At 71.8% G+C, this 14,251-nt stretch carries 14 protein-coding genes; 9 read left to right on the top strand and 5 right to left on the bottom strand.

Annotation, left to right across the window (positions count from 1 at the left end):
- Positions 1 to 5: 5 nt before the first annotated feature.
- Entirely contained in the window at positions 6 to 686 is a 681-nt protein-coding gene (locus AB0B35_RS03815; RefSeq protein WP_361040320.1) for a hypothetical protein, read from the bottom strand.
- Positions 687 to 908: 222 nt separating this feature from the next.
- Here AB0B35_RS03815 and AB0B35_RS03810 point away from each other — a divergent pair, with 222 nt between their 5' ends.
- The 8 genes from AB0B35_RS03810 to AB0B35_RS03775 all read left to right on the top strand — a co-directional run bounded on the left by AB0B35_RS03810 (position 909) and on the right by AB0B35_RS03775 (position 8,381).
- A complete protein-coding gene (locus AB0B35_RS03810) occupies positions 909 to 2,492 on the top strand; it encodes an acyl-CoA carboxylase subunit beta (RefSeq protein WP_361040824.1) in 1,584 nt (527 codons plus the stop codon).
- Positions 2,493 to 2,569: 77 nt separating this feature from the next.
- A complete protein-coding gene (locus tag AB0B35_RS03805) occupies positions 2,570 to 3,532 on the top strand; it encodes an NYN domain-containing protein (protein ID WP_361040318.1) in 963 nt (320 codons plus the stop codon).
- 1 nt (position 3,533) lies between these two features.
- Positions 3,534 to 3,734 carry an acyl-CoA carboxylase subunit epsilon gene (locus tag AB0B35_RS03800; protein ID WP_361040315.1) on the top strand — a complete coding sequence of 67 codons (201 nt, stop codon included), beginning with the start codon at positions 3,534 to 3,536 and terminating at the stop codon, positions 3,732 to 3,734.
- 135 nt (positions 3,735 to 3,869) lie between these two features.
- The gene (locus AB0B35_RS03795; protein ID WP_361040313.1) at positions 3,870 to 4,436 is read left to right on the top strand and encodes a hypothetical protein; all 567 of its coding nucleotides are present in this window, start codon (positions 3,870 to 3,872) and stop codon (positions 4,434 to 4,436) included.
- The gene (locus AB0B35_RS03790; RefSeq protein ID WP_361040310.1) at positions 4,436 to 5,686 is read left to right on the top strand and encodes a hypothetical protein; all 1,251 of its coding nucleotides are present in this window, start codon (positions 4,436 to 4,438) and stop codon (positions 5,684 to 5,686) included. The genes AB0B35_RS03795 and AB0B35_RS03790 overlap by 1 nt, the downstream gene beginning before the upstream one ends.
- Positions 5,683 to 6,834 carry a S8 family serine peptidase gene (locus AB0B35_RS03785; RefSeq protein WP_361040307.1) on the top strand — a complete coding sequence of 384 codons (1,152 nt, stop codon included), beginning with the start codon at positions 5,683 to 5,685 and terminating at the stop codon, positions 6,832 to 6,834. The genes AB0B35_RS03790 and AB0B35_RS03785 overlap by 4 nt, the downstream gene beginning before the upstream one ends.
- A 158-nt stretch (positions 6,835 to 6,992) precedes the next feature.
- The gene (locus AB0B35_RS03780; protein ID WP_361040304.1) at positions 6,993 to 7,616 is read left to right on the top strand and encodes a nucleoside triphosphate pyrophosphatase; all 624 of its coding nucleotides are present in this window, start codon (positions 6,993 to 6,995) and stop codon (positions 7,614 to 7,616) included.
- Between the two features lie 105 nt (positions 7,617 to 7,721).
- On the top strand, positions 7,722 to 8,381 hold the full coding sequence (locus AB0B35_RS03775) for a class I SAM-dependent methyltransferase (RefSeq protein WP_361040301.1): 660 nt from the start codon (positions 7,722 to 7,724) through the stop codon (positions 8,379 to 8,381).
- Between the two features lie 144 nt (positions 8,382 to 8,525).
- Here AB0B35_RS03775 and AB0B35_RS03770 read toward each other — a convergent pair whose 3' ends face one another.
- From AB0B35_RS03770 to AB0B35_RS03755, 4 genes are all read right to left on the bottom strand, one after another.
- Positions 8,526 to 9,794 (bottom strand): MFS transporter, encoded by a 1,269-nt coding sequence (locus tag AB0B35_RS03770; RefSeq protein WP_361040298.1) that lies wholly within the window; start codon positions 9,792 to 9,794, stop codon positions 8,526 to 8,528.
- A 59-nt stretch (positions 9,795 to 9,853) separates the two neighbouring features.
- Positions 9,854 to 10,615, bottom strand: a complete 762-nt coding sequence (locus AB0B35_RS03765; protein ID WP_203693252.1) for an ABC transporter permease — start codon at positions 10,613 to 10,615, stop codon at positions 9,854 to 9,856.
- Positions 10,616 to 10,618: 3 nt separating this feature from the next.
- The gene (locus AB0B35_RS03760) at positions 10,619 to 11,569 is read right to left on the bottom strand and encodes an ATP-binding cassette domain-containing protein (RefSeq protein WP_361040821.1); all 951 of its coding nucleotides are present in this window, start codon (positions 11,567 to 11,569) and stop codon (positions 10,619 to 10,621) included.
- A 67-nt stretch (positions 11,570 to 11,636) separates the two neighbouring features.
- Positions 11,637 to 12,245 carry a PadR family transcriptional regulator gene (locus AB0B35_RS03755; RefSeq protein WP_361040295.1) on the bottom strand — a complete coding sequence of 203 codons (609 nt, stop codon included), beginning with the start codon at positions 12,243 to 12,245 and terminating at the stop codon, positions 11,637 to 11,639.
- 169 nt (positions 12,246 to 12,414) lie between these two features.
- Here AB0B35_RS03755 and AB0B35_RS03750 point away from each other — a divergent pair, with 169 nt between their 5' ends.
- A complete protein-coding gene (locus tag AB0B35_RS03750; protein ID WP_361040819.1) occupies positions 12,415 to 14,163 on the top strand; it encodes a biotin carboxylase N-terminal domain-containing protein in 1,749 nt (582 codons plus the stop codon).
- The last annotated feature ends 88 nt before the right edge of the window (positions 14,164 to 14,251 follow it).

Genomic DNA, 14,251 nt, shown 5'->3' with positions numbered 1-14,251 from the left:
GCGGGTCAGCCGGCGTGACGGGCGCGCACCGGCGCGGCGTCGTCACCGGGCACGGACATCGGGCCGAGCCACTCCGGCAGCACGATCTCGGTGTCCCCCGGCTCGGCGGACACCCGCCGTCCCCGCTGGATGCTCTCCACCCGGTGGTGGCGCAACGGAACCCGGTCGCCTCGCGGCTCGGCACGCCGAGCGACGGGTCGCGGCTTCAGCGGCACCACGGGGTTCGACACCTCAGCCGACGAACCTCGCTCAAGGCTGTCCACGTCGGCCGCCACACCACGCACCCGGTTGTCGACGTCGGCGACCGAGCCGCGCACCGGGCTGTCCATCTCCGCCACCGCACCACGGACCAGGCCGGACGCCTCGACCGGCACACCACGCGCCGGCCTGGGCCGGCGGGCGGCACCGGCCACCGGCGCGGAGCCGCGCACCGAACCGCCTGTCGTCTCGCCCGCCGCGCCACCACTGCTCACGGCCGTCTTGCCGGCCCCGATCCCACCCCCGGCGGCCTTCTTGGTCAGCGCCGTGCCCCGGCGCGGTCCCGGTCGCGGCCGGGACGGCGGAAACCCGCCCTTCGCGGGCGGCTCGACCTCCCTGCGCTCACGGTCATCCGACTGCCACGGCCGCACCACGGCGAGCACCGTAAAGCCGCCCACCAGCAGCAGCACCCCGAACAGCGTCGTCACAACATTCTCAACGATTCGCCCGAACCGGACGAAACGAACGACCCGAACGGCGCATGATCACGACGATCTTGCGCGAACTGTTGCCCATTCGTCCCATACGCGCGTGTCGCACCCACAGTCCACGCAAGATCGCCGCCATGAGGGGCGGGGCGGGGGTGGTGTGGTGTAGATGACTGAACGGGGGTTCAGGTGGGTTATAGAGTCCGGGGCGTGACTACTACGGTGCCGGACAGCAGCCGGGTTGATGGGCGGACCACGGCTGGGAAGCTTGCGGACTTCGAGCGGCGGGTCGAGGAGGCCGTGCACGCGGGGTCGGCGCGGGCGGTCGAGAAGCAGCACGCGCGGGGGAAGAAGACCGCGCGGGAGCGGATCGCGATGCTGCTCGACGAGGGTTCCTTCGTGGAGCTGGACGAGCTGGCGCGGCACCGGTCGACGGCGTTCGGGCAGGAGCGGAACCGGCCGTACGGCGACGGCGTGGTCACCGGGTACGGGACCGTGGACGGGCGGCCGGTGTGCGTGTTCGCGCAGGACTTCACCGTGTTCGGCGGGTCGCTGGGTGAGGTGTTCGGGGAGAAGATCGTCAAGGTGATGGACCTGGCGATGAAGACCGGGTGCCCGGTGGTCGGGATCAACGACTCGGGCGGGGCGCGGATCCAGGAGGGGGTGGTCTCGCTGGGGTTGTACGGGGAGATCTTCTTCCGGAACGTGCGGGCGTCGGGGGTGATTCCGCAGATCTCGCTGGTCATGGGGCCGTGTGCGGGCGGGGCCGTGTATTCGCCGGCGGTCACCGACTTCACGGTGATGGTCGATCAGACCTCGCACATGTTCATCACGGGGCCGGACGTCATCAAGACGGTCACCGGCGAGGATGTGGGCATGGAGGAGCTGGGCGGCGCGCGCACGCACAACACCAAGAGCGGCAACGCGCACTATCTGGCGAGCGACGAGCAGGACGCGGTCGACTACGTGAAGGCGCTGCTGTCGTACCTGCCGAGCAACAACCTGGACGCCGCGCCGGTCTGGCCGGCCGCCGCGGACCTGGCCACCAGTGACACGGACGCCGAGCTGGACACGCTGATCCCGGACTCGGCGAACCAGCCCTACGACATGCACTCGGTGCTGGAGTCGATCCTCGACGACGGCGAGTTCCTGGAAGTGCAGCCGCTGTACGCGCAGAACATCCTGACCGGGTTCGGCCGGGTCGAGGGGCGGCCGGTCGGCGTGGTCGCGAACCAGCCGATGCACTTCGCCGGCTGCCTGGACATCGCGGCGTCGGAGAAGGCCGCGCGCTTCGTGCGCACCTGTGACGCGTTCAACATCCCGGTGCTGACCTTCGTGGACGTGCCCGGCTTCCTGCCCGGCACGAGCCAGGAGTGGGACGGCATCATCCGACGCGGCGCGAAGCTCATCTACGCGTACGCCGAGGCCACCGTCCCGAAGATCACCGTGATCACCCGCAAGGCGTACGGCGGCGCGTACGACGTCATGGGTTCCAAGCACCTCGGCGCGGACCTCAACTTCGCGTGGCCGACGGCGCAGATCGCGGTCATGGGCGCGCAGGGCGCGGTCAACATCCTCTACCGCGCGGAACTGGCCGCGGCCGACGACCCGGTGGCCCGCCGCGCCGAGCTGATCGACGAGTACGAGGACGCTCTGGCCAATCCGTACGTGGCCGCCGAGCGCGGATACGTGGACGCGGTGATCCGGCCCTCGGCGACCCGCGCGCACATCGTGCGCGGCCTGCGCACGCTGGCCACCAAGCGGGAGACGCTGCCGCCCAAGAAGCATGGCAACATCCCGCTGTGAGCAAACGTGTTAATCGTTGAGTGACGGTCATGTGGCAGAACGTTCACGCTGACCGGTCGCTGTGCGACTATGTCGGGATGACCGTGCAGGAGCCTGCCGATCGCCACCTGCTGCCGCGCCGCTACACGGTGCTGGTGGACGTGGGCTACCTGTACGCGGCCTCCGGGGAGCTGCTGCTCGGCACGTCGAACCGCTCGGAGTTCAAAGTGGACGCCGAGCGGATGATTCACGCGCTCATGGCGCAGGCCGCGAGCTGCCTCGGCGCCGACCTGCTCCGGCTGTACTGGTTCGACGCGGCACGCGACCGGGTGCCCACCATCGACCAGCGCGTCATCGCCCAGATGGCGCAGGTCAAGCTGCGGCTTGGCAACCTGAACCTGCGCGGGCAGCAGAAGGGCGTGGACGCGCAGATCCGCAGTGACCTGGAGACGCTGGCCCGGCACCGCTCGGTCACCGACGCGGTGCTGGTCGCCGGCGACGAGGACATGCTCTCGGCGGTCGAGGGGGCGCAGAGCTACGGCGTGCGGGTGCACCTGTGGGGCGTCGAGCCGCCGTACGGCACCAACCAGGCCGAGCGGCTGGTGTGGGAGAGCGACACGGTGTACACGCTGGACGCGGACTTCGTCCGGCCGTACTTCACGGCGACCGGGCGGATCCGCACGCCCACGCCCGCCGAGGTGTTCTCCGGCCGGCCCGCCATCGCGCTGCCCGCCGCGCAGGTCTCGGCTCCCCCGGAGCCGCGCCCGGTGCCGGCCGCCCGCCGCTGGCACCCGCAGCCACCGGAGCGCACCCAGCTCGTCGACATCGGCGAGTACGTGGCCCAGAAGTGGATCCTCACCCGCGGTCGTGACAACATCGGCGACCTGCTGCCGGGTCCGCTGCTGCCGACGGTCATCGACAAGGAGCTGCTGGTGGAGGCGGAGAAGGAGCTCGGCATCTCGCTGCGCCCCTTCGAGAAGGCACGGCTGTGGGTCCGCGACGGCTTCTGGTCGCGGGTGTATCGGGAGTTCGGCCTGGCCAGGCCGCATGGGGAGGGTTGAGATGACGGAGCAGCCGGTGATCCGGATCGAACGTGGCACGCCGACGGCCGAGGAGGTCGCGGCGCTGGTCGCGGTGCTGTCGGCCCGTCCCGCGGTGGTCGCCGAGCCGTCGGCGCAGGTGTCCGCGTGGTGGCGCAGCGGGCTGCCCGCGGTGACCGCGGCCGGGCCGGGCGCCTGGCGGAGTTCCGGCCTGCCCCGCTGACCAGCGGGTGAGCACGGCCGATAGCCCGGTGTGCATCCTTGCCCCATTTCGGTAGTCTGCTAGCGCTGGACCGCGTTGGTCACTGACCGCGGCACCGCCGATCGCGGACGAGAACCCCTGGGGAGGGCGTGCGAGATGGGTCTGCCCGAAGAGGACAAAGGACCTGCCTGGCTGCGCGACTACGGTCGCGAGAGCGGGTACACGAAGGCGAACGTGTTCACGGGTTACGACGACGGCTCGCTCGCCGTCGACCTGCAGAGCCTGGTCGACTTCGCCGAAGCGCTGGAGACGGAGCACACCAAGGACTACCGGCCGCATGCGCAGGAGGTCTTCAAGGACATGTCCGCGAAGGTCGCCGACCCGCACGCCGACTTCATCGAGCTGTGCTCCAGCCTCGGCTGGCAGCGCGAGCTGCTGGTGCAGACCTCCGACGCGCTGCTCAAGCACGATCAGGCGGTGCTGGCGTTCGTCACCGCCGCCCGTCAGATCAGCAAGAAGTACGGCGAGGCCGACGCGCTCGGCGCGGCCAAGGCCCAGGACGTGAACAAGAACCTGGCCGTCGCGGTGCCCACCACCGCGCAGGTGCCCACCACCGTGCAGCAGCCCGGCACGACCACCGCGCCGACCACCACCGCGCCGACCACGACGATCCCGCAGGTCACTCCGACGGGCGGCACCACGACCGACGGAGGGGACTACTGATGGGCATCCCACCCGAGGACCGCGCCCCGGCCGGCACCAACTGGTACGGCAAGTCGATGCAGCAGATGTGGGACCTGGTGGCGGGCCGCCAGCTGGAGCCCCACTACACCCAGGCGTCCGGCTGGAAGCGGGCCGGCGAGCTGGCCTACCTGCACAAGAGCCGCCTGCAGACCTACCGCGAACGGCTGGCGCAGGCCTGGCCGCCGGAGTCCAGCGACGCCGCCAAGGCCTACCTGGCCAAGCTCGACGAGCTGATCGTGGCGGTCGAGGACGTGGCCCGCGTGTCCGCCCAGAACCACCAGTACTCCAGGGACATCCCGGCCGCGTTCAGCGAGGCGGAGCGCAAGCTCCAGCCGATCCGCGAGGAGTACAACCGGATCGACCGCGCCCTGCGCAACGGCGAGCCGACGCCGCTCCCGAGTGGACAGACGCCGGAGAAGTTCCTGGAGGGCAAGCTGAACGAGGCCCGTGGCGTGATGCGCGGGCTGTCGGCGGACCTGTCCCTGGTCCGGGTCGGCATGGCCCCGCCCAAGCCGTACCTGCCGCCGGTCAAGCACCAGAGCGGCGACGAGCGGGACTACAGCGGCGTGGTGCCGCCGGTGATCCCGCCGGTGATGCCGTACGGCGGCGCGATCGCCCCGACGCCCACGGTGGGCGGCGCCACGCTGGCCCCGGTGCCGGTGGCCACGGGCCCCGACCTCACCGGGCTGGCCCCGACGCCGACGGCGCCCACCCCCACGCCCACGATCCCCGGCACGCCGCCGCCGGTCACGCCCGGCGGCACGCCGCCGTTCAACACCGGCCCGGTGATCGGCGCTCCGCCACCCGTGCTGCCCGGCATGGGCAAACCCACCATCGGCACTCCCGTCATCGGCAATCCCGGTCCGGGCCTCGGCGCGCCGCGCGCGATGCCCGCGGGCGGGGTCATCGGCGGCGCTCCCGGTGCCGGCATGGGCGGCCGCCCCGGCGTCGCGGGAGCCCGCGCCAACCCGGTCGGCGGCATGATCGGCGGACCGGGCGGCGGCATGGGCGGCCGCGGCGCGGCGGGCACGGTCAGCGGTCGCGGCGCGAACGGCTTCGGCGCGCCCATGGGCGGTGCGCCGGGCGCGGGCCGGCGTCGTGACGAGGACGATCCCGACTTCGATCCGGACACCCTGTGGGCCGTGGATCAGGGCGGCGCTCCGGTGCTGGACGCGCCGGACGCGCCCGGTCCGGTGGACCCGGGTCCGGCGATCGGGCTCGCCCGATGAGGTTTGCCGCACGTCTGGCGGCGGCGAGTCTGCTCGCCGCCGTCGCCACGGTCGGGGTGGGCGCTCCCGCCCACGCCGACCGGTACCGCAACGACCAGTGGTTCCTGCCGTTCCTGCGGGTCAGCGAGGCACACGCGATCAGCCAGGGCGAAGGCGTGACCGTCGCCCTCATCGACAGCGGGGTGGAGGGCGGGCACCCCGATCTCACCGGCAACGTGCTCAAGGGCTTCGACACGATCGTCGGCGGCGACGGCGACGGCTGGGGCGACGACGAGGGCCACGGCAGCAGCATGGCCGGCCTGATCGCCGGCCACGGGCACGGCGCGGGCAACCGGGACGGCGTGCTGGGCCTGGCGCCGAAGGCGAAGATCCTGCCGATCCGGATCTCCACGGCCAAGGGCCACGGCGGCGGCGACGCCATCGCGATCGGCATCGACGAGGCCGTCAAGCGCGGCGTGAAGATCATCTCGATCTCCGAGTCGGCCCCGTCCGCGGACTCCTCGGTGCTGATCAAGGCGGTGGAACGCGCACACGCGGCGGGGGTGCTGATCATCGCCGCTGCGGGCAACCAGCCGGAGAACTTCTACGTCGCCGCCCCGGGCCGCTACCCCGGCGCGGTCGCGGTCGGCGCGGTGGACCAGAAGGGCGCGGTCGCCCCGGTCTCGACCCGCGGTGCGGAGGTGCAGCTCGTCGCCCCGGGCGTCGACATCACCAGCACCAGCCGCATCAACAAGGCCACGAACACGCAGTACCGCAGGTCCAGCGGCACCAGCCCGGCGACCGCCATCACGGCCGGGGTCGCGGCGCTGGTCTGGTCGAAGTACCCCCAGCTCACCGCTGACGAGGTGCTGGAGCGGATGACCCGCACCGCCGTGGACAAGGGCCCCGCGGGCCGCGACAACGACTACGGCTTCGGCCTGATCGATCCCGTCGCCGCGCTGACCGCCCCGGCCGCGTCGCCGTCGGCTGCCGCCCCCACCGTCGCCCCGTCGGTCGAGGTGTCCCTGCCCGAGCTGCCCGGCACCCCGGACAGCGGCGGCCTGAGCCGCCTCTTCACGGGCGTCGTCCTGCTCGTCGTCGTGCTCGTCGGCGCCGTCCTGGTGATCGCCGGCATCGCCGTCTTCCTGGTCCTGCGCAAACGCCGCTGAAAGGAAGGGCACCTGCACATCGCTATGCGTTGTGGAAGGTGCCCTTCCTAACGTCCTGAGCCAACGAGCTGGGCGGAAGCGACCGGACTCGGCAGCCGCCGCGTGCCGCCGCCGCCCGTGACGGGACCGGCGCTCCGGACGCCGGTACGCTGCCCTGCATGGCAGCTCGACCGACCTTCATCCTCGCCTCCGCGAGCCCGGCCCGGCGTACTCTGCTCGACTCGGCGGGCATCGACGCCGAGGTGATCGTCAGCGGGGTCGACGAGGACGCCGTCGAGGCGACCACGGCGGAGGCGCTGAGCGCGGTGCTGGCCCGGATGAAGGCCCACGCGGTCGCCGAGCGCCTGCGGCACAGCGCGACCGCCCCGGCCAGGGCACTCGTCCTGGGCTGCGACTCCGTGCTCGCCTTCGACGGGCAGATCCTCGGCAAGCCCGACGACGCCGACGACGCCGTCAAGCGCTGGCAGGCCATGCGGGGGCGCAGCGGCGTGCTGCACACCGGCCACTGCCTGGTCGAGCTGCACACCGGCCGGGTCACCGAGGAGGTCGGCTCGACCGTGGTCCACTTCGCGGACATCGGCGACGCCGAGATCGAGGCGTACGTCGCCACCGGTGAGCCGCTGTGGGTCGCGGGCTCCTTCACCATCGACGGGCTGGGCGGCGCCTTCGTCGAGCGCATCGAGGGCGACCACAGCAACGTCGTCGGGCTCTCCCTGCCACTGCTGCGCCGCCTGCTGGCCGCGCTGGACATCCCGATCACGGAGCTCTGGCGGCAGCGCTGACCCGTCCGCCTGGCATAGGGTCGGCGGTGGGCCACCGGGCACACCCGGCCCCGCGTGTTGGACAGCTCGGCCCGGCGTACCCCGGGCGGGCGGAGTGGAGGAGTCATGGGCCGCGCCTTCATCACGGTCACCGACGAACTGCACGATTACGTCGTCGCGCACGGCACCCCGCCCGGCGACCTGGAACGTGACCTGGTCGCCGAGACGCTGCGGGCGACCGGCGGCGCGTCCCGGATGCAGATCGAGCCCGAGTACGCCGCCCTGCTGACGATGCTGACGAGGCTGGTGAACGCCCGCAACGCGGTCGAGGTGGGCACCTTCACCGGCATGTCCTCGCTGGCCATCGGCCGAGGGCTGGCCGACGGCGGCAGGCTGGTCTGCTTCGACATCTCCGCCGAGTACACGGCCATCGCGCAGCGCTACTGGCAGCGGGCCGGGCTGGCCGACCGCATCGAGCTGCGCCTCGGGCCGGCCGTCGAAGGGCTGGCCGCGCTGCCTGAGGAACCCCACCTGGACCTGGCCTTCATCGACGCCGACAAGGAGGGCTACGCGGCGTACTGGGACGCGCTGGTGCCGCGGATGCGCCCCGGCGGGATGCTGATCGTGGACAACGTGCTGTGGTCGGGCCACGTGCTGGACACCAAGTCCAAGGACACCTCCACCGCCGCACTGATCGCCTTCAACGCCAAGGCCGCCGCCGACGACCGCGTCGACGTCGTCATGCTCCCCTTCTCCGACGGCGTCACCCTGGCCCGCAAACGCTGACCACCCCTCCGCCCCGGCGCGGCGCGGAAGTGCATGATCGCCGTTTCCGGTCATGATCTGCGTTTCGACGCCAGGTTTCTGACCCGAAACGGCGATCTTCCTCGCTGCTCCGCCCGCGGTCGCGGCGCCCGCCCAGGGGTCGGGTCAGGCGGGGTCCGTGGCCAGGGCCGGGGTGAGCGAGGTGCGGCTGGTCGCGGCGAAGCGCCAGGCCAGGTAAGCAGCGCCCGCGATCAGCAGCGGGATGAACAGGAACGCGGTGTGCGCGCCGACCTGGTCGGCGACCAGGCCGAGCAGCAGCGGGCCGGCCCCGAAGCTGACCGCCATCGAGTACGACGCCACCCCGGCGGCCCGGTCGGCCTGCCCCGGCGCTGCCGCCACGGCCAGCGAGATGGCCAGCGGGTAGTGCATCGCGTTGCCGAGCCCGACCACGATCAGACCCGCCACCGCCACCACCGCGCTGCCGGCGCTCCAGAAGACGGTGAACCCGGCGAGGCTCAGCGCCAGCGCACCGAAGTAGAGCGGGATGGAGGACATCCGCAGCGCGATCCGGGCCCCGGCCAGCCGGCCGGCGAACATGCCGCCGACCATGGCGGACATGACCGCGGTGGCCGCCCCGGCGGACAGCCCGACCTGGCCCCGCAGCACCTCCGCGGTCCACATCGACAGCACGACCTCGACCGCCCCGGTGACGGTCATCATGCCCCAGGCCAGCCAGTACGCTCCCGGCAGCCGAGCGCCCCGGGGACGGGCCGGACCGGCACCGGCCAACACCGACACCCGGTCGCCGTCGGCGCGCGACACCGGCAGGCCTGTTCCGGCCATGACCGGCTGCGGCACGGCGTGGCTGGACGGGATGCGTACCCCCTTGATCTTCGCAAGGACCGCGACCAGGGCGATCAGGGCGACCAGCAGGGCGAGACCGGCCCGCCAGCCCCAGCCCGCGCGGATGGCCGCGCCGATGATCAGCGGGGCGACCAGGCCCGCGGCACAGGCGACGGCGTTGGCCTCGCTGATCGCGGCGGGACCGGCCGGTCCGTGCCGCTCGGCCAGCGCGGAGACGATGCCGCCGATCGCGGCGATGCCCGCCGTGGCGATGACGACGGTGAGCCCGATGGTGACCGCGAAGTACGCGGGCAGCAGCACGAAGCCGAGCACACCCGCGCCGATGACGGCCTGGCAGGCCCAGAGCACGGGGCCGCGGCCGAAGCGCCGGGACAGGTGGGGGTAGGCCGCGCCGCCCGCGACCGCGCCGACCGCGATGGCGGTGCTGTGCAGCCCGGCCACGGCGGCCGAGGTGCCCTGCTCGGCCCGCAGCAGCGGCACGATCGGGCCGAAGCCGTAGTTGAAGTAGCCCCAGAGCCCCAGCTGAAGGTAGATCAACCAGGTGGCGAGGTCACGCGAAAGCCGGGGCACCTACCGAAGCTACGCTCCTTACAGGTACCCCGGCCTCGGGTTGAGACGGAGCCAACACCTCAGCGCACGGACTTGGCGAACGTACGCGACGAGATGATCAACGCGACCACGGTCAGCGGAGTGAGGATCGCCAGCGCCTGCCAGACCGCGTCGTCACCGGGGTTGCCCGCGAACAGCGCGCGCACCCCGTCGGTCGCCCACTTGAACGGGTTGGCCTTGGCGACGTTCTTCAGCCATTCCGGGGCGAAGGTGAGCGGCAGGAAGATGCCCGCCAGCAGCATGATCGGCTGGATGACGGTGTTCAGCATCGGCGCCATGGCGTCCTCGCTGCGCAGGGTCAGGCCCAGCGCGTAACCGGTCGACGACAGCAGCAGCGTCATCAGGCCGATCAGCAGGTACGCCAGCAGCGCGTCGCCGACCGCCACCCGCAGCCCGAACGGCACCGCGAGCAGCGTCACGAGCACGGCCTGGAACAGCAACTGCACCACGTCACGCAGCGAGCGGCCGAGCAGCAGCGCGACCCGGCTGACCGGGGTGACCCGGTTGCGCTCGATCACCCCGGCCCGCAGCTCGGCGATGATGCCGAACCCGGAGAAGGCGCTGAACAGGGCGACCATGACCAGCATGCCGGGCACGAAGATCCGGTACGCCTGCTCGTCGGTCATCGGGCCGCCCTGGCTGAGCGCCTGCTTCATCAGCGGCGCGAACAGCAGCAGGTAGAACATCGGCTGGATGATGCCGACGGCGACCCAGACCGGGTTGCGCAGCAGCAGCTGCATCTGGCGCTGGAAGACCAGCCAGGTGTCACGAAGGAACTTCACTGCTCAGCTCTCCCTCAGGCTGCGGCCGGTCTTGGCCAGGAACACGTCGTCGAGGCTGGGCCGGTGCAGCTCGATGCCCTCGATGGAGACGCCCTCGGCGTCCAGGGTGCGCAGCACGTGCGGGATGGCGCTGGCACCGTCCTCGACGTACAGCCGCAGGGACTGCTCGGTGGTCTCGACCTTGCGCACGTACTCGGCGTTGTCGAACAGGTCGGCGGCCTTGGCGACCTCGCGTGCGTTGACGGAGACGACGTCGCCGAGCACCTCCTGCTTGAGGTCGGCGGGCGTGCCCTCGGCCACGATCTCGCCGTGGTCCATGATCGCCAGCCGGTCGCAGAGCGCGTCGGCCTCGTCCAGGTAGTGCGTGGTGAGGAAGACGGTCATGCCCATCTCCCGCAGCTTGCGCACCTCGCCCCACATGTGGGCGCGGGACTGCGGGTCCAGGCCGGTGGTCGGCTCGTCGAGGAAGACGACCTTCGGCGAGTGGATGATGCCGAGCGCGATGTCGACACGGCGGCGCTGGCCGCCGGAGTAGGTCTTGCAGCGGCGGTCGGCGTACTCGGCCAGCTCGAAGGTCTTGAGGGCCTCGTCGGCGCGGCGCTGGGCGTCGGCCTTGCCGATGCCGTACATGCGGGCGTGCAGCACCAGTTCCTCGCGGCCGGTGGACTCGTCCCAGGTGCTGCCGCCCTGGGCGACGTAGCCGATGCGGCGGCGCACCTCGCCCGGCTCCTTGCGCAGGTCGGCGCCCGCGATGACGGCGCTGCCGCCGTCGGGCTCCAGCAGGGTCGCGAGCATCCGCAGGGTGGTGGTCTTGCCGGCGCCGTTCGGGCCGAGGAAGCCGAAGATCTCGCCCTCGGCGACGCTCAGGTCGACGCCGCGTACCGCCTCCACGGTCTTCGTCTCGCGACCGGCGCGGGAGCGGAAGGACTTCCGCAGCCCGGAGGTCTCGATGATCATTTTTACTCCAAGGTCAGGGGTGACCTGGAGCCTAGGGCTGCGGTCTGACAGTAGTCAAGTTTGATTAATCGGTTGCGGAGTTACCGAACCCGCGCTTCCAGCGCTCCTGCAACTCCGCCGACACGTACTGCGCCCCCGCCTCGATGCGCTCGGCTACCCGCTCGCACCAGGCGATCTCGCCGTCGTTGCGGGCGATGCCCAGTTCGAGCATCCAGCGCACGTGGGCGGGCTTGTTCTCCGGCACCGCCCAGCCCGAGGCGATCGCGGCCTCCGCGCCCTCGTTGTCCGCCCGCAACTGCCGGGCCCGGTGCCGCAGCGCGGCGGCCACCTCCTCCCGAGGCAGCTCGGTCATCAGCGAGAAGCCGGCCAGGAACGGGTCCTCCACCTCTCGCCGCTCCCACAGCGCGGCCGACAGCAGGTCACGGAACTGCTCGTCACCCTTGGGGGTCATCTCGTACCGCGTCCGCGCGGGGCGGCCGCCCACCTGCTCGCTGCCGACCTCCCGCAGCGCGCCCTCCTCGGCGAGTTTCTTCAGCGCGTGGTAGACCGAACCGGGCTGCACGTTGGCCCACTTGTCGGCGTGCCAGCTCAGCAACTCCCGGCGTACGTCGTAGCCGTGCACCGGCTGCGCCATCCGCACCACGCCGAGGATCATCATTCGGGTCGTCGACACGGTGAACAGTGTGCGGCCGTACCGGCGACCGGGGGCATGCCACCCCCACCAGCGGTGACATGAACGAGCGTTCATGACACAGGTCACATGCCTCCTGAGCGCTCGTTAATGATCAACTCCACCGATAGACTCCGCGCAGGCCCGTTCGGGGAGGACGATGATGACGATGCTGTCCAAAGTGTTGATCGCGAACCGTGGCGAGATCGCCGTACGCGTGGCACGCGCGTGCCGTGACGCGGGCCTGGCCAGCGTCGCCGTGTACGCCGACGGCGACCGCGACGCCCTGCACGTGACCATCGCCGACGAGGCGTACGCCCTCGGCGGTGAGACCAGCGCCGACACCTACCTGCGCATCGACAAGCTGATCGAGGTCGCGCAGCGCTCCGGCGCCGACGCGGTGCACCCCGGCTACGGCTTCCTGTCCGAGAACGCCGCATTCGCCGAGGCCGTCATCGAGGCAGGCCTGACCTGGGTCGGCCCCACCCCGCAGGCCATCCGCGACCTCGGCGACAAGGTCACCGCCCGGCACATCGCCCAGCGCGCCGGTGCTCCCCTGGTGCCCGGCACGCCCGACCCGGTGAAGCACGCCGACGAGATCGTCGCCTTCGCGCAGGAGCACGGCCTGCCCGTGGCCATCAAGGCCGCGTTCGGCGGCGGCGGGCGCGGCCTCAAGGTCGCCCGCACCATCGAGGAGATCCCTGAGCTGTTCGACTCGGCCACCCGCGAGGCGGTCGCGGCGTTCGGCCGGGGCGAGTGCTTCGTCGAGCGCTACCTCGACCGACCCCGCCACGTCGAAGCCCAGGTGCTGGCCGACCAGCACGGCAACGTCATCGTCGTCGGCACCCGCGACTGCTCCCTGCAGCGCCGCCACCAGAAGCTGGTCGAGGAGGCCCCCGCGCCGTTCCTGACCGAGGCTCAGCGCAGCGCCATTCACGACTCGGCCAAGGCGATCTGCCGCGAGGCCGGTTACCACGGCGCGGGCACCGTCGAATACCTCGTCGGCGCCGACGGCACCATCTCGTTCCTGGAGGTCAACACCCGGCTCCAGGTCGAGCACCCGGTCACCGAGGAGACCTCCGGCATCGACCTGGTCCGCGAGCAGTTCCGGATCGCCGCGGGCGAGAAACTGCGCCTGCAGGCCGACCCGGCCCCGCGCGGCCACTCGATCGAGTTCCGGATCAACGGCGAGGACCCGGGCCGCAACTTCCTGCCCGCCCCCGGCGTGATCACCAAGATGCACCTGCCCGGCGGTCCCGGCGTACGCGTCGACACCGGTTTCGAGACCGGCAACGCCATCAGCGGCAACTTCGACTCGCTGCTCGCCAAGGTGATCATCACCGGCGAGAACCGCACCGAGGCCCTGGAGCGTGCCCGCCGCGCCCTGGACGAGATGGTCGTCGAGGGCATGGCCACCGCCCTGCCGTTCCACCGCGCCATCGTGCGCGACCCCGCGTTCGTCGAGTTCATCGTGCACACCCGGTGGATCGAGACGGAGTGGAACAACACCGTCCCGCCGTTCGGCGCCGCGGCCCCCACCGACGAGGAGGCCGGCGAGCGGCAGACCGTCGTGGTCGAGGTCGGCGGCAAGCGCCTGGAGGTCTCCCTGCCGGCCTCGTTCGGAGGTACGGCAGCGGCCGCGCCCGCCGCGGCCGGACGTCCCGCCAAGCGGCCCGGAGCCAAGCGCGGCGCGAAGGTCGCCGCGGGCGGCGACGCGCTGACCGCCCCCATGCAGGGCACCATCGTCAAGCTCGCGGTCGCCGACGGCGACACCGTGGCCGAGGGCGACACCGTCGTGGTCCTGGAGGCCATGAAGATGGAACAGCCCCTCACCGCCCACAAGTCCGGCACCATCACCGGCCTGTCCGCAGCGGTGGGCGAGGTCGTCCAGTCCGGCACCACGATCTGCGAGATCAAATAGCCCCGCCCGGCCCAGCCCACCTGGCGCAACTCTTGAAAAGTCGCGGGGGCCACGGGTGCGTTTTGGGGCGGCGCCTAGGGATATGACA

It is taken from the genome of Catellatospora sp. NPDC049133 (assembly GCF_040648455.1).
Taxonomy (GTDB): domain Bacteria; phylum Actinomycetota; class Actinomycetes; order Mycobacteriales; family Micromonosporaceae; genus Catellatospora; species Catellatospora aurea.
Note: the sequence above shows the minus strand (reverse complement) of the source record. Positions and strands in the feature narration are given on the sequence as shown.

Excerpts from the sequence above, each read along its gene's own strand:
- AB0B35_RS03790 (WP_361040310.1), top strand. The coding sequence starts at position 4,436 with ATGGGCATCCCACCCGAGGACCGCGCCCCGGCCGGCACCAACTGGTAC.
- AB0B35_RS03805 (WP_361040318.1), top strand. The coding sequence starts at position 2,570 with ATGACCGTGCAGGAGCCTGCCGATCGCCACCTGCTGCCGCGCCGCTAC.
- AB0B35_RS03780 (WP_361040304.1), top strand. The coding sequence starts at position 6,993 with ATGGCAGCTCGACCGACCTTCATCCTCGCCTCCGCGAGCCCGGCCCGG.
- AB0B35_RS03785 (WP_361040307.1), top strand. The coding sequence starts at position 5,683 with ATGAGGTTTGCCGCACGTCTGGCGGCGGCGAGTCTGCTCGCCGCCGTC.
- AB0B35_RS03775 (WP_361040301.1), top strand. The coding sequence starts at position 7,722 with ATGGGCCGCGCCTTCATCACGGTCACCGACGAACTGCACGATTACGTC.
- AB0B35_RS03800 (WP_361040315.1), top strand. The coding sequence starts at position 3,534 with ATGACGGAGCAGCCGGTGATCCGGATCGAACGTGGCACGCCGACGGCC.
- AB0B35_RS03795 (WP_361040313.1), top strand. The coding sequence starts at position 3,870 with ATGGGTCTGCCCGAAGAGGACAAAGGACCTGCCTGGCTGCGCGACTAC.